Source organism: Burkholderia sp. AU33423, assembly GCF_002223135.1.
In the GTDB taxonomy this organism is placed as follows: Bacteria; Pseudomonadota; Gammaproteobacteria; order Burkholderiales; family Burkholderiaceae; genus Burkholderia; species Burkholderia lata_D.
Genome location: NZ_NKFH01000007.1, coordinates 1,129,635 through 1,151,614, shown reverse-complemented (window position 1 = coordinate 1,151,614; position 21,980 = coordinate 1,129,635). Strand labels below are relative to the sequence as shown.

Genomic DNA, 21,980 nt, shown 5'->3' with positions numbered 1-21,980 from the left:
AATTTACTGCCTCGGGTAAACGTTGAAGCGTGCGAACACGTTGCCCGGGGCAGGTGTCGGCGGTGTTTCATCCGAGGAATCGGGGGACGGACGGACGGCGCGAACGCACCGGTTGCGGGACGCGCGTCAGCGCCCCGGCCGGCGGCGTGCCGCGGGCCGCGCGCGTGGCGGAGCCCCGGTGCGCCGACTACACTGGAAAGCATCGGCAACGGACGGGAGAGCCGCCATGATTGACGTATTCCAGACCATCGGCAGCCGCGCGTTCTCCGCTCATCTGGCGAAGGACGGGATGGTGACGCTGAAGGAGCAACGCCATGAGGTCGATCGCGTGACGCTCGCGACCGCGTATGCCGCGCTCGTCGAGGAGTCCGAGCAGGAAGTCGACCTGCTCGACGCGACGGTCGAAGGCATGATGCGCGCGCTGATCCAGGGGTACGCGCGCAGCCATTGACGGCGCGGCTCCGCCCGTTGAAGCGGATGGCGGGCCGGCGCGGGCGCTACGCGGCCGGCGTACCGGCGCCCATGTCGAACCACCGGCCCGCGCGCAGTTGCCGGTAGTCGGCCTGCGTGAAGATCCTCAGCAGGTTCGCGACCGCGCCGTTGCTGGCGCGGTCGCGTTCGGTCATGAACGCTTCGACTTCGTCGCGGCCGGCAAACAGGACCGTGCGAAAGTAGCGTTCGCGTTCCGCGTCGGACAGGTTCGTTGCGCGCAACTGGTACGGATGGTGAAGCGCCGCGAACAGGAAGTAAAAGCGCTCGGCGTCGTCGCGCAGCACGCACACCGCGTCCGGATCGACCGGAAAATCGCGGTGGAACGACGCGTGCCCGCTCTCGATGTGGATCCGGTACAGCAACCGGCCGTCGTGCTCGGTCACGATCGGCGCGTACGGATCGCGGCTGACCAGCAGGGTGTCGGGCACGGTCATCCGGCATTCTCCCCGTCTTTTTTATCGAAGCCGCCACGGTAACATGCCGGCTTCCGCGGCCGGTCGTGCCGAAACCGCCGGACAGGCATGCGCGGGCCGGCCCGGTTCCCCTGCCCTCCGCCAACACCCCACAGTCATAGAGGAAACGCACTGAAACGGCACCATGCGCGAATTTTTCGATTGCCGCCGCCCGCGCCGCATGACAGCATGCGGGCGTCGCCAACCGAAAACAATGCCGCGCCGTCCGGCCGCCGATGCCGTCCGGCGGCGCCGAACAGGCAGCCCCTTCCATGAACCCGGCCCACCTCCAACACTACGAACCGACCGGAGAATTCCGCTTGTGAACATCGGCATCGTCAACGACCTCCCGCTTGCCGTCGAGGCGATGCGCCGCGCGATCGCGCGCCGGCCCGAGCACCGCGTGCTGTGGGTCGCGACCGACGGCGCGCAAGCCGTCGAGCTGTGCGCCGCGCAGCCGCCCGACGTCGTGCTGATGGACCTGATCATGCCGAAATTCGACGGGATCGAAGCGACGCGGCGGATCATGCGATCCGAACGACCGTGCGCGATCCTGATCGTGACGAGCTGCATCGGCGCGAATGCATGGCGCGTGTTCGAGGCGATGGGCGCCGGCGCGCTCGACGCGGTCGATACGCCGCGGCTCGGCGACGGCGCGGCCGGCGACACGACCCGGCTCCTGCTCGCGAAGATCGACCAGATCGGCCGCCTGCTCGACGCGCCCGGCGGCACGCGCCTCGCCGGCACGGCCTCCCGCGCCGGCGGCGGCCCGCTGGTCGCGATCGGCGCGTCGGCCGGCGGCCCCGGCGCGCTCGCGTCGGTCCTCGGCGGCCTGCCGGCCGATTTCAGTGCACCGATCGTGATCGTCCAGCACGTCGACCGCGCGTTCGCCGAAGGCATGGCGCAATGGCTCGACGGCCAGACGCCGCTCGCGGTGCGCGTCGCGCGCGAAGGCGACCGCCCGCAGCCGGGCGTCGCGCTGCTCGCCGCGACCGACGACCACCTGCGCATCACGCGCGCCGGCACGCTCGAATACACGCGTGAGCCGGCCGCCACGCCGTATCGCCCGTCGGTCGACGTGTTCTTCAACAGCCTGACCGAGCACTGGCCCGGCCGCGTGATCGGCGTGCTGCTCACCGGAATGGGCCGCGACGGCGCGATCGGCCTGAAGGCGCTGCGGATGAAGGGCTACCATACGATCGCGCAGGACGAGGCGACGAGCGCCGTGTACGGCATGCCGAAGGCGGCCGCGACGCTCGGCGCGGCGCGCGCGATCCTGCCGCTCGGGCGCATCGCGGGCGAGCTGGCGGCGCTCGCGAGAATCTGAGCCCGACGATGAACACGCGCAACACCCATGCCTGCCCCTGCGACAACCGCAACAACCCGCATCGACCATGACCATTGACCTGACTCGCCCGCCGGGCGGCCCCTACACGCCGCCCGTCGACGTGCCGGCGATGGTGCTGCTGGTCGATGACCAGACGATCGTCGCGGAAGCCGTGCGGCGCGCGCTCGTCGACGAGGAAGGCATCGATTTTCACTACTGCCCGCGTTCGGACGACGCGATGGCCACCGCGATCGAGACGCGGCCGACCGTGATCCTGCAGGACCTCGTGATGCCCGGCACCGACGGGCTGAGCCTCGTGAAGGCGTACCGCGCGAATCCGGCGACGCGCGACGTGCCGATCATCGTGCTGTCGACGCAGGAAGAGCCCGTGATCAAGAGCGCCGCGTTCGCGGCCGGCGCGAACGACTACCTCGTGAAGCTGCCCGACCGCATCGAGCTCGTCGCGCGGGTGCGCTACCACTCCCGCTCGTACATGAACCTGCTGCAGCGCGACGAGGCCTATCGCGCGCTGCGGCAATCGCAGCAGCAGTTGCTCGAAGCCAATCTCGAGCTGCGGCGCCTCACGCACTCCGACGGCCTGACCGGGCTGTCGAACCGCCGCTATCTCGACGAATACCTCGCCGCCGAATGGCGGCGCGGCACACGCGAGCGCAGCGAGCTGTCGCTGCTGATGATCGACGTCGACAACTTCAAGCTGTACAACGACACGTACGGCCACGTGTCGGGCGACAGCGTGCTCAAGCAGATCGCGTCGACCATCGAGCGCTGTCTCGGCCAGTCGGGCGATCTCGCCGCGCGTTTCGGCGGCGAGGAATTCGCGGTCGTGATGCCGGCCACGTCGCCGGGCGCCGCACGGCTGCTCGGCGAGAAGATCCGCCTTGCGGTCGAGGCACTGCGGCTGCGGCACGCGCATTCGTCGACGGGCAACACCGTGACGATCAGCATCGGCGGCGCGAGCATCGTGCCGATGCCCGGCCTGCCGACAACCCTGCTGATCGAAGCGGCCGACCGTGCGCTCTATCGCGCGAAGCACGAAGGCAAGAACCGCGTCGAGATCGATGCGCCGCCGCCGACGCCGGTCCCCGGCGGGTTCGGCGGGCCGCGCGTCGACTGACCGCCGAACGCCGAACCCGCGCCGCGCTCACACGGCGCCGAGCCGGCGCGCGTAGTCGTTCGCGTCCAGCGGGCGGCTGAACAGATAGCCCTGCTGCATGTCGCAGCCGATCTGCTGCAGAAACCACGATTGCGCCTGCGTCTCGACGCCTTCGGCCGTGACCTTCATCCCGAGCGAATGCGCCATCGCGACCACGGCCTGCGTGATCGCCACCGAGTCGTGATGATCGGGCACGCCCGACACGAACGAGCGGTCGACCTTCAGGTTGTGCAGCGGAAAGCGCTTCAGGTACGCGAGCGATGAATAGCCGGTGCCGAAATCGTCGACCGAGATCTTCACGTTCATGTCCGTGAGCGCCTCGAGCATCGGCAGCACGGTGTCCGTGTCGTTCATCAGCAGTCCTTCGGTAATCTCGAGTTCGAGCGCGGACGGATCGAGCCGGGTCTGCGCGAGGCAGCGACCGACCGATTCGACGAGCCCTTCGTGGAATTGCCGTGGCGACAGGTTGACGGCCAGCATCAGGTCGGGCGCGATCGTGCGGCGCCATTCGGCCGCCTGCCGGCACGCGGTTTCGAGCACCCACTGGCCTATCGCGACGATCTGCCCCGTATCTTCCGCGACCGGAATGAACTCCGCCGGCGACATCGGCCCGAGCTCGGGGCTCGTCCAGCGCAAGAGCGCCTCGGCGCCGACCGTGCGGCCGCTGCGCGCGTCGACGACGGGCTGATACGCGAGCCGCAGCATGTCCGACGAAAGCGCGCGCCGCAGCGACTGCTCGATCGCGAAGCGGCGCTGCAGCCGCAGGTTGAGCTGCGCGGTGAAGAACGTGAAGTGGTTGCGGCCGCGCTGCTTCGCGTCGTACATCGCCGAATCGGCATTGCGCATCAGCGTGACGGCATCGTCGCCGTCGCGCGGCGCGACGCTGATCCCGATCGACACGCCGAGCCAGTATTCGTTGTTCGCGATTGCGAACGGCTTCGCGATCGCGTCGATCACCTCGCGCGCGAGCACCTCGAGCCGGTCGGGATCGTCGCAGTCGTCGACGAGGATCACGAACTCGTCGCCGCCGACCCGCGTCAGCGCGTACTGGCCGCCGCCGCACGCCGCGAGCCGCGTGGCAACGCTGCGCAGCAGCGCGTCGCCCGCGTCGTGGCCGGCCGTGTCGTTGACCTTCTTGAAACCGACGAGATCGATGAACAGGATCGCGACGCGCGCGGGCCCGCCCGTCGCATCTTGTCGGCCGAACAGCTCGCGCATGCGGTCGCCGAGCCAGCGGCGGTTGTAAAGGCCCGTCAGCGCATCGCGCGTCGCCAGGTAGCGCAGCTGTTGCTGCGCTTCGCGCACGGGGCCGATGTCGTTGAACGACACGAGCACCGAATCGGCCTGCTTCTCGCCCGGCTTCACGATCGGCACCGCGTTGCCGCGCACCCAGATGACGTCGCCGTCCGCAAGGCCGAAGCCGACCGTGTAGCCGAGCATCGGCGTGGCCGTCTCGAGCGCGCGCAGGCTCGGCCATTCGTCGGGTGGGATCGGCGTGCCGTCCTCGTGCAGCTTGCGCAGGATCACCGTCGACAGCCGGCGGCCGACGAGGTCGCCCTTCACGCGCATCATCCGGTTCGCACTCGGGTTGCTCGCGACCACGACGCCGTCGCGCGACACCACGAGTATCCCTTCGTTCAGGCTGTTGACCACGAGCCGGTGATGTTCCTCGCTGCGCGCGAGCTGTCGCGCGATCCGGTCCTGGTGCACCGCGAGGCCGACGCTGTTGCCGATATCGCGCAACAGTTCGGTTTCCTCGTCGCCCGGCCGGCGCGGCGTGCGGTAATAGACGGCGAACGCGCCGAGCACGACGCCCGCTTCATCGAGGAACGGCACCGACCAGCACGCGCGCAAGCCCAGCGGCAATGCGACGGCACGGTAATCGGCCCACAGGGGATCGGTTTCGATGTCTTCGACGACGACCATCCGGCGCAGGTACATCGCCGTGCCGCACGAGCCGGCCACGGGCCCGATCGACGCGCCTTCGATCGCCGCGCTGTACTGCACGGGCAGCGATGGCGCGGCACCGACGTGCACATGCACGCCGTCGGTATCGAGCAGCAGGATCGTGCACGACGCACCGTCGCCGAGCAACGCCTCGGCACGCCGGCAGACCTCGACGAGCAGTTCCGGCAGCGGTGTGTTGCGCGTGATCAGCCTCAGCACGCTTTGCTCTGACGCGAGTACTTCCGCCGCGAGCCCGAGACTGTAACGAGAACTTTGCGGTTCGGTATTCAAGATGAATCCTGCCGTCTGTCCGACCGGGTCTGATGCGCCCGATTCGTTTTCGATCCTTCGTGCCGTATGTCGCCCCGGGTTTACGCCGATGCCCGGTGCGCCCCGTATTGCGCGCGGTGCCAACGCGCGCCGAAATATATTTAACACCAATCCGTGACAAGCGGCGCATCCACGTACATCAGGGGTTACGCGCGGTCGGCACGGCGGTTGCAGCCGGCAGTCAGCTTGCCGAAAGACTTGCGCACGGCGCGACGGCCCGGGGCAAGGCCGCGCGTGGTGCGCGGCGAGCATGCAAACCGTTCGCCAGATTGTCGCGGCGCCCGGCTCCGTTCGCCTTCATGCCACCGCGCCGGGTTCCGTGCGCGTCACGGCCTTCAATGCATCGATCGCGGCCGTGACCGACACGCCCGCGGGCGCCGCATACAACGCGCCGACCGTTTCCGGCATCGTCGACAGCTTCAGCGGCAACCGGCCAACCCGCTCCCCCGAGCGCACGGCCAGCTCGAACGCGCGGGCCGACTGCACGAACAGGCAAGGCGACTGCTCGGCCACCACGCGGTTGGTCTGCCATGACACCGATTCCATCCGCACGGGTGGCGGCGGCAAGCCCGCATTCGCGAACTCGGCGTCCAGCGCCGTGCGCGCGGGCGACCCGAGCGGCGGCGCGATCCACGGGAACGCGGCCGCGTCGCGCCAGCCGATCCGCGCGCGCCTGAGCAGCGGATGGCGCGGCCCGCATACGACGATCATGTCGTCGCGGTACAGCGGCGCGACGTCGAGCCCCGCGCTCAGCGCCGACGCGTCGAGCCGGCACACGAGCAGGTCGAGCTCGTGGCGCTGTGCCTGCGCGAGCATCCGGTCGAGCGTGTCCTCGCGCACGTTGAGCTGCACCGGGCGGCCGGCTTCCTGCAGCCACGCCAGCGCGCCCGGAATCAGTTGCGGCGCCATGTTCGGCAGCAGGCCGATCGACACCGGGCGGCCGGTGCCGGTACGCAACGCATCGAACGCGGGCGCGACGCCGCGCATGTCGGTCAGCACGCGGCCGATGCATTCGAGCAGCGCATCGCCATAGACGGTCGGCGCGACGCGCCGCGACGTGCGTTCGAATAGCGGCAGGCCGAGCGCGTCCTCGAGCTCGCGCAGCCATTTCGACAACGCGGGCTGCGTGATCGACGCGGCCTCGGCCGTGCGCGCGAAGCTGCGCGTGCGCCCGAGCGAGTCGAGCGTTTCCATGTCGCGCACGCGCAGCCGGCGCAGCGCCTGCGCGATGCGCTGCTCGTGGGCCGGCGCGCCGGGCGGCGCGAGCGGTGCCGGCTGCGTGCGGCGGGCCGGGCCACGTGGGTCGTAGGTCACGGGCGCCTCCGTCATTCATATTCATCAGGTTATCGATCGACCTCGATCTTTCATCGATCGATACACGATCCTGCCGCATAGTCGTCCGCATGAAAACCCCCGGCACGAGCCGGCATGACCAGGAGACAGTCGACGTGAAAGACGATCAGGACACCCCCGCCGCCGAACCCACCCCGCGGCGCCAGTTCCTCAAGCTGGCCGGCGCGGCAGTCGCGGCGGCCGGCTTCGGCGCCGACGCGCTGGCCGCGAGCGCGCCGCCGGCCGCCCCCGCCGCCCCGGTCACCGCCGGCGCGGGCGTCGATCCCGCGCCCGCATTCCACGGCGCGACGACCGCGCCCGCCGCGCCGCCCGCCGGCTACAACATCCTGTTCATCCTGACCGACCAGGAGCGCCACTTCGACCGCTGGCCGTTCCCGGTGCCGGGCCGCGAAGCGCTGCGCCGCGACGGCATCACGTTCATGCACCACCAGATCGCCGCCTGCGTGTGCTCGCCGTCGCGCTCGACGGTCTACACCGGGCAGCATATCCAGCACACCGGCGTGCTCGACAACGCAGGCGTACCCTGGCAGAAGGACATGTCGCCGGACGTGCGCACCGTCGGCCACATGCTGCGCGACGCCGGCTACTACGCCGCGTATCTCGGCAAATGGCACCTGAGCGCGTCGATGCACGAAACCGCGAGCCCGTACACGGCCCCCGTGGCCGACTACAACCGCACGATCCGGTCGTACGGTTTCGACGACTATTTCGGCGTGGGCGACCTGATCGGGATGGTGCGCGGCGGCTACCAGTACGACGGGATCACGGCCGAGGCGGCGGTGAGCTGGATGCGCAACCACGCGCCGCGTCTCGCGAAGGAAGGCAAGCCGTGGTTCCTCGCGGTGAACCTGGTGAACCCGCACGATGCGATGTTCGTGAACACCGACACGAACGGCTCGACGGTGCAGGACGCGAACCACCCGATGCTCGGCAACGCGCCGCCGCCGAACGACGCGCTGTATCGCACGTCGTGGCACGACGTGCCGCTCGCGGCATCGCGGCGGCAGCCGTACGACGAGCCGGGACGGCCACCGGCGCACGGGATGTTCAACGCCGCGCATGCGAACCTCGTCGGGCGCTATCCGTTCACCGACGAACGCCTGCGCATCTATCAGGACAACTACTTCAACTGCGTGCGCGACTGCGACACGCACGTCGTGCGCCTGCTGCAGTCGCTGCAATCGCTCGGCCTCGACGAACGCACGATCGTCGTGATGACGGCCGACCACGGCGACCACATCGGCGCGCACCAGCTCGTCGGCAAGGGCGCGACCGCCTACCAGCCGCAGAACCACGTACCGCTCGTGATCCGCCATCCCGCGTATCCGGGCGGCATGCAGTGCGATGCGCTGACGTCGCACATCGACATCGCACCGACGCTGCTCGGGCTCACCGGTCTCGACGATGCGCGGCTCGCGTCGATTCGCGGCAGCGCGCTGAAGGGGCACGACCTCACGCGCTGGCTCGCGAAGCCGGCCGAGGCGAAGCTGCACGCGGCGCGCGATGCCACGCTGTTCAACTACGCGATGCTGCTCTACTACGACAGCGAATGGATGCTAAAGGAGCTGGGCACGATGCGCCAGAAAGGCGTGCCCGAAGACGAGCTGCTGCGCCGCGCGCTCGCGCAGCAGCCCGATTTCCGGTTGCGCGGCACGATCCGCAGCGTGTTCGACGGCCGCTACCGGTTCACGCGCTATTTCTCGCCGCTCGAATTCAACCGGCCGACGACGATGGAGGCCTTGTTCGCGCGCAACGACGTCGAGCTGTTCGACGTCGCGAGCGATCCGGGCGAGATGCGCAATCTCGCGATGGACCGGAAGCGACACGGCGATCTGCTGCTCGCGATGAACGGCCGCCTGAACGACCTGATCGCGAGCGAAGTCGGCGACGACAGTCCCGACGTCATGCCGATCCGCGACGGCAAGGTGCAGGTGCAGATCCGCAAGTGGCATTGAAGGCGGCCGGCCGTCTTCCGGAACCGGCAATCCTCGGACGATTCCGCATCCCGTGATCCCCTGCCGTGCGGTCGCGCCATGCGACCGTACGCGGGGCTTCCCTTTTCATCGTCGTCCGGGACAGGTAAGCATCGAGTAAGCATGACGCCCTACAGTGTGCTGATTCTCCAAGGCGGATCATCGCGGCGAGCGCGCGCTTCGCCCGGGTCCAGGCTACATGAAGGGAAACGGCATGCAGAACCGGCCAGCATTGAGCTATGTGTGTGCGAAACATCCCGACGGGTGCCGGTCGAACTGGCAACCGCCCGCGAGCTGGAAACGGCAGCTTGCGACGCCGTCGCGCGGTGTCGTCGCGATCGATCACTACATCGCGGATGCGTCGGAGCTGATCGATCTCGAGACGACCGAGCCGGTCTTCACGCTGCACTTGCGCGCGCCGACCGGGCTCGAAATGCGCACCGACGGCAACGGCTGGGCCGCGCACACGATGCGCACGCCGTTGACCTACGTACCGCCCGGCTTCGCGTGTTCCAGCCGGTGGTCGAACGACATCGAGTGGCTCGCCGTCCACTTCGACGTGGCCTGGCTGTCGCGCTCCGGCCTGCTGGCCAGCACACCGACCGTGCCGGCCGTGCCCCGCTTCGACGTGAGCGACGATCTGCTCGTGCAGATCATCCGGAGCATCCATGAAGATGCGGTCGCGGGGATGCCGTCGGGGCCGACCTACGTCGAAACCCTGGGCGCGGCCGCGCTCGGCCGCATGTCGTATCTCGAGTCGACGCGCAAGGCCCGCGAGTACACGCATGCACAGGGCATGCGACGAGCCGTCGAGTATATCCGCGACAATTTCCGCGATCCGCTGACGCTGGTGACGCTCGCCGAAGCGGTCGACTACCCCGGCGACCTGTATTCGTTCATCCGGAACTTCAAGAAAGCCAACGGGCTGACGCCACATCAGTACATCGTCGAAACCCGGCTGCAAGCCGCCCGCGATCTGATCGAACGCGGTCGATGCGATGTGACCGAGGCCGCGCTCGCGTGCGGCTTTTCGACCACCAGCCACTTCTCCGCAACGTTCCGCAAACGGTGGGGGTTCTCGCCGTCCGGGCTCAAGCCGCGTGCCGCGAACGTCACGCGAGCGGCAGTGACAGGATCCACAGGCCGCTGATCGTCAGCGCGATCGTCAGCACCAGCAACGGCAACTGGTTGAGCACCACGGTGCCGGCCAGCACGCGATGACGGACGGCGATCGTGTGCGTGACGACCACGCTCAGCACATGCCCGGCGAGAATCAGCAGGACCTGCGCATGCCAGATGTAGCCGACGTTGATCAGCAGCGCGGTGGGCGCGACCTGCGCCGGTTCGATCGACAGCAGGTTCCAGCCGATGCCGAGCGGATCGGACAGCAGTGAAACGATCTGCCGCCCCTGATCGATGAACAGCGTGAAGTAGTGGCACACGTTGTAGAACAGCGCGATCGGCAACAGCAACAGGCAGAACTGCCGCGCAAACGCGCCGCCATCCAGCCCCGAACGCGACCCCGCCGCGCCGAGTGTGCAGAAGCCCCGGAACAGTCCATGGTAGGCCAGCCCGACCGCGGCAAAGGTGGCCCACTGCCCGGCAAGCACGAGGTCTCCCGCTATCGCGTAGTCGTTTTTCAGCGCCGGAAACACCGCGACGATCAGCGGATAGATGCCGCGCCAGAAGAAGGTGTTCCACACGGCCGTATCGCGCAGGCCGTCGTAGGCCGTCGACGACAGCATGAACAACAGGAAGAGCACGATGCTGGTGTCGAACGGCGGCTCCGACGCCATCGCGGCGACCGGATTCCTCAGCCTGACGTCGATTTCTCGCGCCGCCCCGCGACGCCATTCGAATGGCGACAGTCGTGCGCACAATCCGCACAGGATGCCGAATGCATCGAGATGCCTGAGCCATATGTCGCGGCCGAAACAGAATGATCCGACCAGTGCGTAGATTGCGTAGCCGGCAAGAAACAGGCTGGCGTCTCGCGGCCTTGCCGCGCCGAACAGCTCCAGCGCGATCAAGGCGACATACGCGAACAGCGCGGGATACGATGCGAGGCCACGCGGATAGCGATACCGGCCCCTGTCGATTGCCGGGACGCAGCGCGCCGCGATCCACAACATCAATGCGAACGGATTCGTGAACGCATAGAGGTCGCCGAACACCGCACTGACATAGATCGACCCCAGGTAGAACCAGAGCCAGAATCCCGACATGCCGAGGTTGACGAACGGGTTCTGCGTGCCGAAGAGGCCCGATACGATCAGCAGGACGACGAAGCCCAGGCTGGCGGCCTGCCCCGCGGCGAGTACCACGTCCGGTATCCGCCATGCCCGCCGCCATCGGATCGCCGGCGCGCGCGTGCCCGGCACACGCGCGCCCGAGCCCGATGCGAACGCCAGGATCATGAAGGACACCACGAGCGTGCCGGTCGCCGCGTACGCATAGAGCCACAACGGCACCGGCAGGTAGTAGGGAATATTCCACGCATGTGCATCGGCACAGGTCGGCGCGCAGCCGACGAGCGCCGCAGCCCCTGCGACCCGCCGCGCGTTACGGCGCGGTACGTGGAGGCTGGCCAGGTGGGTCGCACCGGATTCGAAGTCGTCGTGCATGTCAGTAATCGGATGACGCAATCAGTCCCGTGACCTTCCAGCCGGCCCCGCTTCCCTGCTCCGATACCACGCCGATCGTGTCGTACGGCGCATCGAGCAGCTTGATCAACGCGACGGCGCGCTTGTTGCCGTCTGCCGAATCGGGCAGTGGAAACACCAGGAACGGCAGGATCGGCGATGGCTTGTCGCCCTCCACGATGAGCGGCAATACCGCATCGTTCAACGACTTGAAGACCGCGAACGACGCGCGATCGCGCAAGATCGCGCTCGCGCTTGCCGTCGGCTGCGACGGGGTTCCGATGGCGAGATAGGCACCGTGATCCCGCAAGCGCCAGCCGGTCAATTGCTCGACCAGCGCGCCGTCGGGCTTGCCGGCGCGGCCGGCAGCCAGAGCGGGCAGCCAGCGCCTGTCCACCGGCGACGTCGTGACCCAGTCGCTGAAGAAGCGCGCGTAGAAATCGGCGAGCCCCGTGTCGACGCCGGGTTGCGCGCGCGGCGAGGCCGGCTTCGGCACGTCGCGCCGGCCGTGCCAGCGGACCGCCTGCCATGCGGGCCCGTCAGGCAGGCTCGTGCCGTCGAGAAACGACGTGTCCTTCACGCCATTCGCGACGAACCAGCCTGCTTTCGCATGCTTGGTTCGCGCGTCGATGAAACCGGCGAGCCTCGGCCGGATGTGCTCCCACGGCAGCACATTTCTCGACGCGCCGTCGATCTTCGGATAACGAATCATCTGGAGATACGTCGACTTCGCCATCGCCTCCGTATCGACGGGCCAACGCCAGGTCATCTCGGCGGCGTGGCCGGCCGGACCACCGCGCTCGACCGGCGCGGCCATCGCCAGACCGGTGTCGCATTCGATCCCGTAGCGACGCCAGTCGGGTACGGACGGCGTGCCTTGATGCGCCCACGCATCCTGCAGCGCATGCAGCGCCCGGCCGAACTCGCCCAGCATGAAGCCCGCGTTGTGCCCTTCCGCACGCCGCAGCGCGGCATCGACCCATGCGCGTGAGGCCGGGCCATCCGGCACCACGGCCCGGGCTGCCGCGGCGGCCGGCACCCGCGTCTCGCCCGGATAGTGCGCCGCCTGGGTATCCCGCGCATCGGGCGCGAAGCGCGACAGGCAAGCGAACTGCAGCGGCGACGTCATGTATTCGATCGAGCCGGCATCCAGCCGCTGGTCGGCGAGCGCAATCGCGTCGGCTTCGCCGGGCGCGAACCCCGCCTGCCGCGCGAGCCAGAACGTGAGGCCGAAGTGCACATCCGCTTCGAACCCCGAGCACGTCAGCGGCATCGCGAGCGCCGCCAGCAAGGCCAGCACGGCCACGCCCGGACGGCGCCGGGCGCGACCTCGCGCGCCGGCCCCGCCGGTGGCGGCCCTCTCACACGACGCCCCGCGATCGACCTGTCTGCTGCGCATCAATTGCCGATCTCCGTCGCTTTCGTGCTTTCAGGAAACGGCCACGCACCGTTCTCGAACGACAGCACGAGCAGGCCGTTGTCCTGGCAGGCGGTGGTCAGCAGATGGCGGTCGAAGTCGAAATCGAGACGCGACGCACACCAGTCCGGGCCGCCCGGGCGGTACTGGCCGAACATCAGATGGCCGGAACCGGCGCCGGGCGACTTCGCAGAAGGCGGGTTGTAGTACGCAATTTCCTTGGGCTTCGCCGGATCGCGAATGTCGAACACGCGCACACCGGAGTTGAAGTAGCTGCACGCGAGCGCCGTGGCGTTCTCCCGGTTGTCGACGCTGCAGTAATGCGACCCGTACGTGAAGGTGGAAAGGCCGAGAATGTCGGGCATCACCTTGCTGCAGTTCTGCACTGCGTGGGTTTCGAGCCGCAGCTCGGACACGAGCTTGGGCGCCGCTTCGTTCGACATGTCGTAGATATGGCCCAGCGGGAACGGCGTCATCCCGGCATTGCACGCGGCCTTCACGCCCGCCGCGCCCGGGTCCTGGAGGCCGCCGGACCCGCCTTCATCCACTTCGACCAGATAAGGCTTGCCGCCCACGATGAACGGAATCGTGTGCTGCCCCGCACTGCCGTCGCGCACCGGCACCGTCGCGATCCGGTGCATCTGCGCATTGGGACGACGGCTCTGCACTTCGCTGGTGTCGATGACGAAGAACCCGTTGTCGCCGTTCGAGTTCGCGTTGTCCAGCGGCGGTGCGCCCGCGCCGGCCGCCGCGCCCGTGTTGCCGAGGCCGATGAAGTATGCGCGGTTGCCGTCCCGGCTCACCGACAGCCCGTGCGGAACCGCCCCGAAGCCCAGGTCGGCCATCGTGATCGCCGAGATCAGCTTCGGCCGCATCGGGATCGTCACGTCGACCGCGTAGTACGACTTCGAATAGGCACCGCCGATGTAATACGTGAAGCCGTCCGGCGAAAAACCGCCTTCATGGCCCATCGGCTTGACACTCGGGAGAATGCCGCCGTCGGCGCCCGTGCCAATGGGTACGCTCGCGAGCAGTTGCGGGCGCGTGCAGTCGGTCGCCACGTCGTACAGGTCGACTTCGGGGCCGGCGCCGCCGCCGAGCCCGTTATCGGCGGCGAGAATCCCGCGCGCGACGTTCACGCGCAGCGATTCCCACGGGTCGATCATCGCCGTAGACGTCAGCGAACTCACCCGCACCGGCTTGGCCGGGTCGGTGATGTCGATCACCGGCACGCCCGGGTTCACGCGCGGCGGTGCATCGGGGTAGTTGAAGGCCGGTGTGGCGCCCATCGTCGCATGGTAGAAGCAGGTCTTGCCCTGCCGGTCGGTGTATGTCGCCGCCGACCACGACGCGCCCTCGCCCTGCACCTGGCTGACGCGCTTCAGGTTGCAGTTGAAGCCGCCGAACCCGGACTGGCGCAGCGCGGCGGGCACCTGCCCTTGCAGCGCCGTCTCGGGCGTATCGCCGGGGCTGCAGCCGGGCACGCGCGGCACGACGTAGTCGGCCACCGATACGGCGGGCGTCGCGCTCGTCGTGACGTTGTCGTCTCCGCCGCAGCCGGCGAGCATGAGTGTGCCGAGCGATAGCGTGATCGCCAGGCGATTCAGTGCGTGCATCTTTGTCTCCTCCTGTTTCGAACTTCGTTTCGAATTTCGTTGCGTTCCGTCTTTATCGTTAGTTATCCGGATATATCTCGATGACAGCCACTTCGATCTGCTCGCCGGTCCGACTGTGAAAGTGCAGCGAAAAGCGCCCGGTGATCCCGACGGGGAGAATGTCCATCGACTGATCGGTTCCGGACGTGCATGCCGCAAGCGCACCCGGGATTTCATGCGCCATCAGCACACCCGCCGCTCGCGCATGCACGCGGATATGCGCCGGCGTGCCTTCGCGAATCGCGATCACGGATCGCTCCCAGGGTGCCTTGTCCCGATCGACGTCGACGGAAAAAACCTGTTGATCCGATGGTCTAGTCGACGCGTGCGACAGATGTCGTGCCACACCGTAGGCGAACACCAGCGCCGACACGGTCGCGATCAACGCGACGAGTCGACGCCGCGGTCGCAGATTCCTCTCCTCCATGTCGGCGCTCCGTTTCATCGGCTCTCACGCCGCGCCGACGCTTCGTGCCCGCAGGCCGGCCATCCGCGCGGCGCTCAGCCGTTCGACGAATGGTAGAGAGCGGTCCGATGCGGCGATATCTGCTTATTGCGGGTTGTCGGAAAATTGCGTCCGGAGTAACCCGAGCCGGGGCAGCGAGACGGGGGGTGCGCGAAGGATTCCGGATGCGTCACCCGCGAATCTCGCGGGGCGCCGATGTCCAAGGGACAGTTCACGCGCCACGCGGCCGGGCCGTTCGACATGGCGACCGTCCCAACCGCCTTTGCATATCCGTGATTCAATGTCGAACGAACCGGCGTCGCGCAGTCGGGCGGCACGGCGATTCGCCACCTCATCGATCGACTCTCACGGGATCACCATGACGAACCCTGCCGAAATCAAGGCGCTCGTTTTCGATGTCTTCGGAACGATCGTCGACTGGAGAAGCGGCGTTGCACGCGGCGCCGCCGCGTTCCTCGACCGCTACGCCCCCGCGCTCGACCCGCTCGAATTCGCCGATGCATGGCGGGCCGAATATTCGCCGTCGATGGAAGAAATCCGCAGCGGACGCCGCCGCTACGTGCGCCTCGACGTCCTGCACCGCGAGAACCTGGTGCGCACGCTCGACCGCTACGGGATCGACGACGTGCCCGACGCCGACATCGACGCGCTCAACCTCGCGTGGCACAGCCTCGACCCGTGGCCCGACGCCGTCGCGGCGCTGCAACGGCTGAAGCGACGCTTCATCATCGCGCCGCTGTCGAACGGCAACATCCGGCTGATGGTCGACGTCGCGAAACGCGCTGGGCTGCCGTGGGATGCGATTCTCGGTGCGGAGGTGGTCCGCGCGTACAAGCCGTCGCCGCAGGTCTATAGCGATACGGTCGAGATTCTCGGCGTCGAGCCGGCCGAGCTGTGCCTGGTCGCCGCGCACAACGGCGATCTTGCGGCCGCACGCCGGCAGGGGCTGTCGACCGCGTTCGTGCTGCGGCCGACCGAACACGGGCCCGGCCAGACGACCGATCTGAAAGCCGACGATGCATGGGACTTCGACGTCAGGGATCTGAACGAACTCGCGGACCGGCTCGAGTGCCCGGGTTGAAAACCGGGTTCCGGTGCGCGATCGCGGAGTGGCCGGCGGCTCGTCGAGCGCCCGCGCCCAAGGCCTAGCGCGCCGGCGCCATCTCGGCCGCCTGCCCCTGCGCCGCCATCGCGAGGCGCCGCCAGTTGCGGGCCGCATATCGGTGCGCCTGCTGCAACGCGAGCCACAACCCGATCTGCCGAACCGGCTTGAAGAAGCCGCGCGCCTGGAACACGGTACGCCGTTCAACGCGCGTCCTGCCGCCCTCGATCGGCGTCAGCGTGAATTCGTCCTCGAGCAGCCCGACCCAGTCGCGGCACCACACCGTCGACGCCACCATCCGGTAACGCAGCCGGCGAGGCTCGTCGAGCACGAGAATCCGCTGGTCGATCGTGCCGCGATCGGTCGTGCACTGCCGCGTGTTGCCGACGGCCGGCACGCCTTCCAGCACGCGGCAACTGACCGGCTTCGGCACGCCGAGGCGGAACAGCAACGGCCGCGTGTCGTCCATCCGGGCATGGAGGAAATGCGGCCAGACATGCTCGGGCCGGCAATCGAACGTCCACTGCGAGTGAATTTCCACGACCGTCTCCTGGCGGCTGTCGGTGCGGCCATGATGGCACAACGGCTCCGCCGCCCCTGCAACCGCCACGCTCGCGCCGCTATTCCGGCTCGCCGACGAACCTCAGCCTCCCCGACTCCCCCGACAGCAGCGCGCGATTCGCGTCCGCTGCCGCGCGCAGGTAATCCCACAGCGCGGTCACGCGCCGCAGCTTGCGCAGATCCTCGCGGCACGTCAGCCAGAAGCATCGCGTAACGACCACGTCGTCCTGCAACACCGGCACCAGCGCCGGCTGCGTGGCCGCCATGAAACACGGCAGGATCGCCAGCCCGCCGCCCTGCAGCGCCGCGAAATACTGCGCGATCACGCTCGTCGTGCGCAGCCCGGCCGTCGCGCCCGGCACCGCGCGGTCCAGGTACAGCAGCTCGTTGCTGAACGCGAGATCGTCGACATAGCTGATGAACGCGTGCTGCGCGAGATCGTCCGTGCAGGTGATCGGATCATGGTTCGCGAGATAGTCGCGCGTCGCATAGAGCCGCAGCTGGTAGTCGCACAGCTTGGTGACCACGTAAGGCCCGCGCTCGGGCCGCTCGAGCGTGATCGCCAGGTCCGCCTCGCGCTTGGGCAGGTTGACGAAATGCGGCACCGGCAGCAGGTCGACCGTCACGTGCGGATGCTCGGCGCGAAACTGCGCGAGCTGCGGCGCGAGAAAAAAGCAGCCGAACCCTTCCGTCGACCCGATCCGCACATGGCCCGACAGCGCCTCGCCCGTATTCGCGACCTGGTCGCACGCGGACTGCACGGTCGTCTCCATCGCGTCCGCATACGCGACGAGCCGCTGCCCTTCGGCCGTCAGCGTAAAGCCGCCGGAACGCGACTTGTCGAACAGCAGCGTGCCCATCGCGGCCTCGAGCGCGCGAATGCGCCGCGCGACGGTCGTGTAGTCGACGCCCAGCCGCTTCGCGGCGCCGCTCGCGCGCTGCGTGCGCGCGACTTCGAGGAAAAAGCGCAGGTCGTCCCAGTTCAGGTTGCCGGAAACCGGCTCGGTGGCAGTTCGCATCGACGGGGAAAAAGGGGGCTGGAGTCTCCGGGCCGGCCGTCGATATGCATAAATGCACATCCAACCGGTTTCTTTATCGGTACATCATGAATCTGCGCATAACTATACTCGACCGTGACCTGCGGACCATGAGCCGCGGGCAATAAAACCGGAGACACCATGCAGACCCGATCCACCCTCGATGAGCATGCGACCATCGCGGCGCCGGCGCCCGAGCGCACCGCGAAGCACTACCTGCTGGCCGGCTGGGCCAGCATGGCCGGCACCACGATCGAGTGGTACGACTTCTTCCTCTACGGCACGGCCGCCGCCCTTGTCTTCAACCGCATCTTCTTCCCGTCGCTGGACCCGGTCGTCGGCACGCTCGCCGCGTTCGGCACGTTCGCGGTCGGCTTCATCGGCCGGCCGATGGGCGGCATCGTGTTCGGCCACTTCGGCGACCGCATCGGCCGCAAGTCGATGCTGATGATCACGCTGCTGCTGATGGGCGTGCCGAGCATGATCATCGGGCTGATCCCGTCGTACGACAGCATCGGCTACTGGGCCGCCGCGCTGCTGATCGCGATGCGCTTCCTGCAGGGGATGGCCGTCGGCGGCGAATGGGGCGGCGCGGTGCTGATGGCCGTCGAGCACGCGCCGAAGGGCCGCAAGGGGCTGTTCGGCAGCCTGCCGCAGACGGGCGTCGGGCTCGGCCTGATCCTGTCGTCGGTCGCGATGGCCGCGGTGGCCGCGCTGCCGGAAGCCGACATGCTGTCGTGGGGCTGGCGCGTGCCGTTCCTCGCGAGCATCGCGCTCGTCGGCCTCGGCTGGTTCATCCGCGCGAAGGTGCCCGAGTCGCCCGACTTCGAGAAGATGCAGCGCCAGGGCAAGGCCGAGAAATCGCCGGTGACGGCCGCGCTGCGCCGCCATCCGCGCGAGGTGCTGACGATCGTCGGCGCGCGTGCCGCCGAGAACACCTGGTTCTACATGGTCGTCACGTTCGCGCTCGCCTACGCGACGCAGCAGCTGCATCTGCCGAAGGCCGAGATGCTGCACGCGATCACGGCCGGCGCGGCGCTGTCGCTCGTCACGATGCCGCTGTGCGGCCACCTGAGCGACCGCATCGGCCAGCGCCGGATGTTCGCGATCGGCCTCGTGCTGATGTGCGCGTTCGCCGCGCCGTTCTTCATGATGCTCGGCACGCAGCAGACGTCGTACGCGTGGTGGGCGATCGTGCTCGGCCTCGGCGTCGTGTTCCCGATCCTCTATGCGCCGGAATCGCTGCTGTTCGCGCAGCAGTTCCCCGCGGAAATCCGCTACAGCGGCATCTCGCTGTCGGTGCAGCTCGCCGGCGTGATCGGCGGCGGCTTCGCGCCGATGATCGCGACGTCGCTGCTCAAGGCCGGCGGCGGCCAGCCGCATTACGTGATCGCGTACCTCGTCGGCTTCGGCGTGTTCGCGCTCATGTGTACCGCGTTGATGCGACCGGCACGCGCGTGAGCACGCCGGCCGGCATTCGATCGATTTCAGTTCAGCCTGCTGCCCGCCGCGCATGCACGCGCGGCGGAAGCAGACACCCTTTTCATCGTCACACCGCTTTACGGAGACATCCATGAACGCCGCAGTTCCCCAGACCACCCTCGCCCTGCCCACCGCCAAGCTGCTGATCGACGGCGCGTTCGTCGAATCGCAAAGCGCCGAATGGGGCGACATCGTCAACCCGGCGACGCAGGAAGTGATCGGCCGCGTGCCGTTTGCGACGCTCGACGAGGTCGACGCCGCGATCGCGTCCGCGCAGCGCGCGTTCCAGACCTGGAAGACGACGCCGATCGGCGCGCGGCTGCGCATCATGCTGAAATTCCAGGATCTCGTGCGCCGCAATCTCGAACGGATCGCGCACACGCTGACGGCCGAGCAAGGCAAGACGCTGCCCGACGCACAGGGCGACATCTTCCGCGGCCTCGAAGTGGTCGAGCACGCGTGCTCGATCGGCACGCTGCAGCAAGGCGAATTCGCGGAGAACGTCGCGGGCGGCGTCGATACCTACACGCTGCGCCAGCCGATCGGCGTGTGCGCAGGCATCACGCCGTTCAACTTCCCCGGCATGATCCCGCTGTGGATGTTCCCGATGGCGATCGTGTGCGGCAACACGTTCGTGCTGAAGCCGTCGGAGCAGGACCCGCTGTCGACGATGCAGCTCGTCGAACTCGCGATCGAGGCCGGCGTGCCGCAGGGCGTGCTGAACGTCGTGCACGGCGGCAAGACGGTGGTCGACCGTCTCTGCACGCACCCGGACATCAAGGCGATCTCGTTCGTCGGCTCGACGCGCGTCGGCACGCACGTGTACAACCTCGGCAGCCAGCACGGCAAGCGCGTGCAGTCGATGATGGGCGCGAAGAACCACGCGGTCGTGCTGCCCGACGCACATCGCGAACAGTCGATCAACGCGCTCGTCGGCGCGGGCTTCGGCGCGGCCGGCCAGCGCTGCATGGCGACGTCGGTCGTCGTGCTGGTCGGCAAGGCGCGCGACTGGCTGCCCGAACTCGTCGAGAAGGCGAAGGCGCTGAAGATCAACGCGGGCCACGAGCCGGGTACCGATGTCGGCCCGGTCGTGTCGAAGGCCGCGCATGCGCGCATCACCGCGCTGATCGACGAAGGCGTGAAGGCCGGCGCGAAGCTCGAACTCGACGGCCGCAACGTGAAGGTGCCCGGCTACGAGCAGGGCAACTTCGTCGGCCCGACGATCTTCTCGGGCGTGACGACCGACATGTCGATCTACACGGAAGAAATCTTCGGGCCGGTGGTGGTCGTGCTCGAAGCCGACACGCTCGATGAAGCGATCGCGCTCGTCAACCGCAACCCGATGGGCAACGGCGTGGGCCTGTTCACGCAGAGCGGCGCGGCCGCACGCAAGTTCCAGAGCGAGATCGACATCGGCCAGGTCGGCATCAACATCCCGATCCCGGTGCCGGTGCCCTACTTCAGCTTCACCGGCTCGCGCGGCTCGAAGCTCGGCGATCTCGGCCCGTACGGCAAGCAGGTCGTGCAGTTCTACACGCAGACGAAGACGGTCACCGCGCGCTGGTTCGACGACGACGCGACGGCCGGCGGCGTGAACACGACGATCGCACTGCGCTGACCCCGGGAGCCCGCACATGGAAATCGCATTCATCGGACTCGGCAACATGGGCGGCCCGATGGCCGCCAACCTGCTGAAAGCCGGCCACGCGCTGACGGTGTTCGACCTCGACGCGCACGCGGTCGACGTCGCGGTGCGCGCCGGCGCGACGGCCGCCGGCTCGCCGCGCGAGGCGGCCGCGCGCGGCGCCATCGTGATCACGATGCTGCCGGCCGCGCAGCACGTGCGCGCGGTGTATCTCGGCGATGACGGCGTGCTGGCCGGCGCGCGCGCCGGCGCTGCGCTGATCGACTGCAGTACGATCGATCCGGGCACCGTTCGCGCGGTGGCCGACGCCGCCGCGCAGCGCGACTTCCCGCTCGCCGACGCGCCCGTGTCGGGTGGCACGGGCGGGGCGCAGGCCGGCACGCTGACCTTCATGGTCGGCGCGGACGCCGCGCTGTTCGAGCGCATCCGCCCCGTGCTGCTCGACATGGGGAAAAACGTCGTGCAGTGCGGCGGCACGGGCACCGGGCAGATCGCGAAGATCTGCAACAACCTGCTGCTCGGGATCTCGATGATGGGCGTATCGGAAGCGATGGCGCTCGGCGCGGCGCTCGGGATCGATCCGGCCGTGCTGGCCGGCATCATCAATACGTCGACCGGCCGCTGCTGGAGCTCGGACGCGTACAACCCGTATCCGGGCGTGAGCGACACCGCGCCGGCCGCACGCGGCTACGCGGGCGGGTTCGCGGCGAACCTGATGCTGAAGGATCTCGGGCTCGCGACCGAAGCGGCACGCAGCGCCCACCAGCCGGTGTGGATGGGCGCGCTCGCGCAGCAGCTCTATCAGTCGATGAGCCAGCAGGGGCTCGGCACGCTCGACTTCTCCGCGTGCGTGAAGTTGTACGAGGCGCAGCCGGCGTAACCGCCGCAGCCCGCACCGGACGTGCGCCGACCCGCGATGTGCCTG

General features: G+C 68.3%; 18 protein-coding genes. 9 read left to right on the top strand and 9 right to left on the bottom strand.

The window, feature by feature from the left end:
- Positions 1-226 precede the first annotated feature (226 nt).
- Complete coding sequence (locus CFB50_RS23805; protein ID WP_069251238.1) at positions 227-451, top strand: hypothetical protein; 225 nt, start codon at positions 227-229, stop codon at positions 449-451.
- A 46-nt stretch (positions 452-497) separates the two neighbouring features.
- Here CFB50_RS23805 and CFB50_RS23800 read toward each other — a convergent pair whose 3' ends face one another.
- A complete protein-coding gene (locus tag CFB50_RS23800) occupies positions 498-926 on the bottom strand; it encodes a hypothetical protein (RefSeq protein ID WP_069251237.1) in 429 nt (142 codons plus the stop codon).
- Positions 927-1,266: 340 nt separating this feature from the next.
- Between CFB50_RS23800 and CFB50_RS23795 the strand changes: the two genes are divergently transcribed.
- Positions 1,267-2,271: a chemotaxis response regulator protein-glutamate methylesterase gene (locus CFB50_RS23795; RefSeq protein WP_069251236.1), complete on the top strand. Its 1,005-nt coding sequence runs from the start codon at positions 1,267-1,269 to the stop codon at positions 2,269-2,271.
- A 67-nt stretch (positions 2,272-2,338) separates the two neighbouring features.
- Positions 2,339-3,406: a response regulator gene (locus CFB50_RS23790; protein ID WP_069251235.1), complete on the top strand. Its 1,068-nt coding sequence runs from the start codon at positions 2,339-2,341 to the stop codon at positions 3,404-3,406.
- 27 nt (positions 3,407-3,433) lie between these two features.
- Here CFB50_RS23790 and CFB50_RS23785 read toward each other — a convergent pair whose 3' ends face one another.
- Together CFB50_RS23785 and CFB50_RS23780 are read right to left on the bottom strand one after the other, a co-directional pair.
- On the bottom strand, positions 3,434-5,683 hold the full coding sequence (locus CFB50_RS23785) for a putative bifunctional diguanylate cyclase/phosphodiesterase (protein WP_069251234.1): 2,250 nt from the start codon (positions 5,681-5,683) through the stop codon (positions 3,434-3,436).
- Between the two features lie 336 nt (positions 5,684-6,019).
- Positions 6,020-7,036: a LysR substrate-binding domain-containing protein gene (locus CFB50_RS23780; protein ID WP_089448405.1), complete on the bottom strand. Its 1,017-nt coding sequence runs from the start codon at positions 7,034-7,036 to the stop codon at positions 6,020-6,022.
- Positions 7,037-7,170: 134 nt separating this feature from the next.
- Here CFB50_RS23780 and CFB50_RS23775 point away from each other — a divergent pair, with 134 nt between their 5' ends.
- Complete coding sequence (locus CFB50_RS23775; RefSeq protein ID WP_069252896.1) at positions 7,171-9,030, top strand: sulfatase-like hydrolase/transferase; 1,860 nt, start codon at positions 7,171-7,173, stop codon at positions 9,028-9,030.
- 232 nt (positions 9,031-9,262) lie between these two features.
- A complete protein-coding gene (locus CFB50_RS23770) occupies positions 9,263-10,198 on the top strand; it encodes an AraC family transcriptional regulator (RefSeq protein WP_069252894.1) in 936 nt (311 codons plus the stop codon).
- On the opposite strand, the gene CFB50_RS23765 is transcribed toward CFB50_RS23770, so the two are convergent.
- The 4 genes from CFB50_RS23765 to CFB50_RS23750 form a co-directional block, all read right to left on the bottom strand.
- Positions 10,161-11,672: a hypothetical protein gene (locus tag CFB50_RS23765; protein ID WP_256979226.1), complete on the bottom strand. Its 1,512-nt coding sequence runs from the start codon at positions 11,670-11,672 to the stop codon at positions 10,161-10,163. The two genes, CFB50_RS23770 and CFB50_RS23765, sit on opposite strands and share 38 nt — an antisense overlap.
- 1 nt (position 11,673) lies before the next feature.
- A complete protein-coding gene (locus CFB50_RS23760) occupies positions 11,674-12,990 on the bottom strand; it encodes a DUF6765 family protein (RefSeq protein WP_256979225.1) in 1,317 nt (438 codons plus the stop codon).
- 98 nt (positions 12,991-13,088) lie between these two features.
- A complete protein-coding gene (locus tag CFB50_RS23755) occupies positions 13,089-14,723 on the bottom strand; it encodes an LVIVD repeat-containing protein (RefSeq protein WP_069251233.1) in 1,635 nt (544 codons plus the stop codon).
- Between the two features lie 58 nt (positions 14,724-14,781).
- Positions 14,782-15,189 (bottom strand): hypothetical protein, encoded by a 408-nt coding sequence (locus tag CFB50_RS23750; RefSeq protein WP_231937898.1) that lies wholly within the window; start codon positions 15,187-15,189, stop codon positions 14,782-14,784.
- 397 nt (positions 15,190-15,586) lie between these two features.
- Between CFB50_RS23750 and CFB50_RS23745 the strand changes: the two genes are divergently transcribed.
- Positions 15,587-16,309 carry a haloacid dehalogenase type II gene (locus CFB50_RS23745; RefSeq protein ID WP_069251231.1) on the top strand — a complete coding sequence of 241 codons (723 nt, stop codon included), beginning with the start codon at positions 15,587-15,589 and terminating at the stop codon, positions 16,307-16,309.
- Between the two features lie 64 nt (positions 16,310-16,373).
- Here CFB50_RS23745 and CFB50_RS23740 read toward each other — a convergent pair whose 3' ends face one another.
- Positions 16,374-16,871 (bottom strand): SRPBCC family protein, encoded by a 498-nt coding sequence (locus CFB50_RS23740; protein WP_069251230.1) that lies wholly within the window; start codon positions 16,869-16,871, stop codon positions 16,374-16,376.
- 79 nt (positions 16,872-16,950) lie between these two features.
- Positions 16,951-17,910 (bottom strand): LysR family transcriptional regulator, encoded by a 960-nt coding sequence (locus tag CFB50_RS23735; protein WP_069251229.1) that lies wholly within the window; start codon positions 17,908-17,910, stop codon positions 16,951-16,953.
- A gap of 159 nt (positions 17,911-18,069) precedes the next feature.
- Here CFB50_RS23735 and CFB50_RS23730 point away from each other — a divergent pair, with 159 nt between their 5' ends.
- The 3 genes from CFB50_RS23730 to mmsB all read left to right on the top strand — a co-directional run bounded on the left by CFB50_RS23730 (position 18,070) and on the right by mmsB (position 21,935).
- On the top strand, positions 18,070-19,389 hold the full coding sequence (locus CFB50_RS23730) for an MFS transporter (RefSeq protein WP_069251228.1): 1,320 nt from the start codon (positions 18,070-18,072) through the stop codon (positions 19,387-19,389).
- A gap of 112 nt (positions 19,390-19,501) precedes the next feature.
- Positions 19,502-21,028 carry a CoA-acylating methylmalonate-semialdehyde dehydrogenase gene (locus tag CFB50_RS23725; protein WP_039357325.1) on the top strand — a complete coding sequence of 509 codons (1,527 nt, stop codon included), beginning with the start codon at positions 19,502-19,504 and terminating at the stop codon, positions 21,026-21,028.
- Positions 21,029-21,044: 16 nt separating this feature from the next.
- Positions 21,045-21,935: a 3-hydroxyisobutyrate dehydrogenase gene (gene mmsB, locus CFB50_RS23720; RefSeq protein ID WP_069251227.1), complete on the top strand. Its 891-nt coding sequence runs from the start codon at positions 21,045-21,047 to the stop codon at positions 21,933-21,935.
- Positions 21,936-21,980 lie beyond the last annotated feature (45 nt).

Bases quoted from the DNA above. Each gene is read 5' to 3' on its own strand.
- mmsB (WP_069251227.1), top strand. From the start codon at position 21,045: ATGGAAATCGCATTCATCGGACTCGGCAACATGGGCGGCCCGATGGCC.
- CFB50_RS23745 (WP_069251231.1), top strand. From the start codon at position 15,587: ATGACGAACCCTGCCGAAATCAAGGCGCTCGTTTTCGATGTCTTCGGA.
- CFB50_RS23790 (WP_069251235.1), top strand. From the start codon at position 2,339: ATGACCATTGACCTGACTCGCCCGCCGGGCGGCCCCTACACGCCGCCC.
- CFB50_RS23735 (WP_069251229.1), bottom strand. From the start codon at position 17,910: ATGCGAACTGCCACCGAGCCGGTTTCCGGCAACCTGAACTGGGACGAC.
- CFB50_RS23800 (WP_069251237.1), bottom strand. From the start codon at position 926: ATGACCGTGCCCGACACCCTGCTGGTCAGCCGCGATCCGTACGCGCCG.
- CFB50_RS23750 (WP_231937898.1), bottom strand. From the start codon at position 15,189: ATGGAGGAGAGGAATCTGCGACCGCGGCGTCGACTCGTCGCGTTGATC.
- CFB50_RS23725 (WP_039357325.1), top strand. From the start codon at position 19,502: ATGAACGCCGCAGTTCCCCAGACCACCCTCGCCCTGCCCACCGCCAAG.
- CFB50_RS23765 (WP_256979226.1), bottom strand. From the start codon at position 11,672: ATGCACGACGACTTCGAATCCGGTGCGACCCACCTGGCCAGCCTCCAC.
- CFB50_RS23730 (WP_069251228.1), top strand. From the start codon at position 18,070: ATGCAGACCCGATCCACCCTCGATGAGCATGCGACCATCGCGGCGCCG.
- CFB50_RS23805 (WP_069251238.1), top strand. From the start codon at position 227: ATGATTGACGTATTCCAGACCATCGGCAGCCGCGCGTTCTCCGCTCAT.
- CFB50_RS23770 (WP_069252894.1), top strand. From the start codon at position 9,263: ATGCAGAACCGGCCAGCATTGAGCTATGTGTGTGCGAAACATCCCGAC.
- CFB50_RS23755 (WP_069251233.1), bottom strand. From the start codon at position 14,723: ATGCACGCACTGAATCGCCTGGCGATCACGCTATCGCTCGGCACACTC.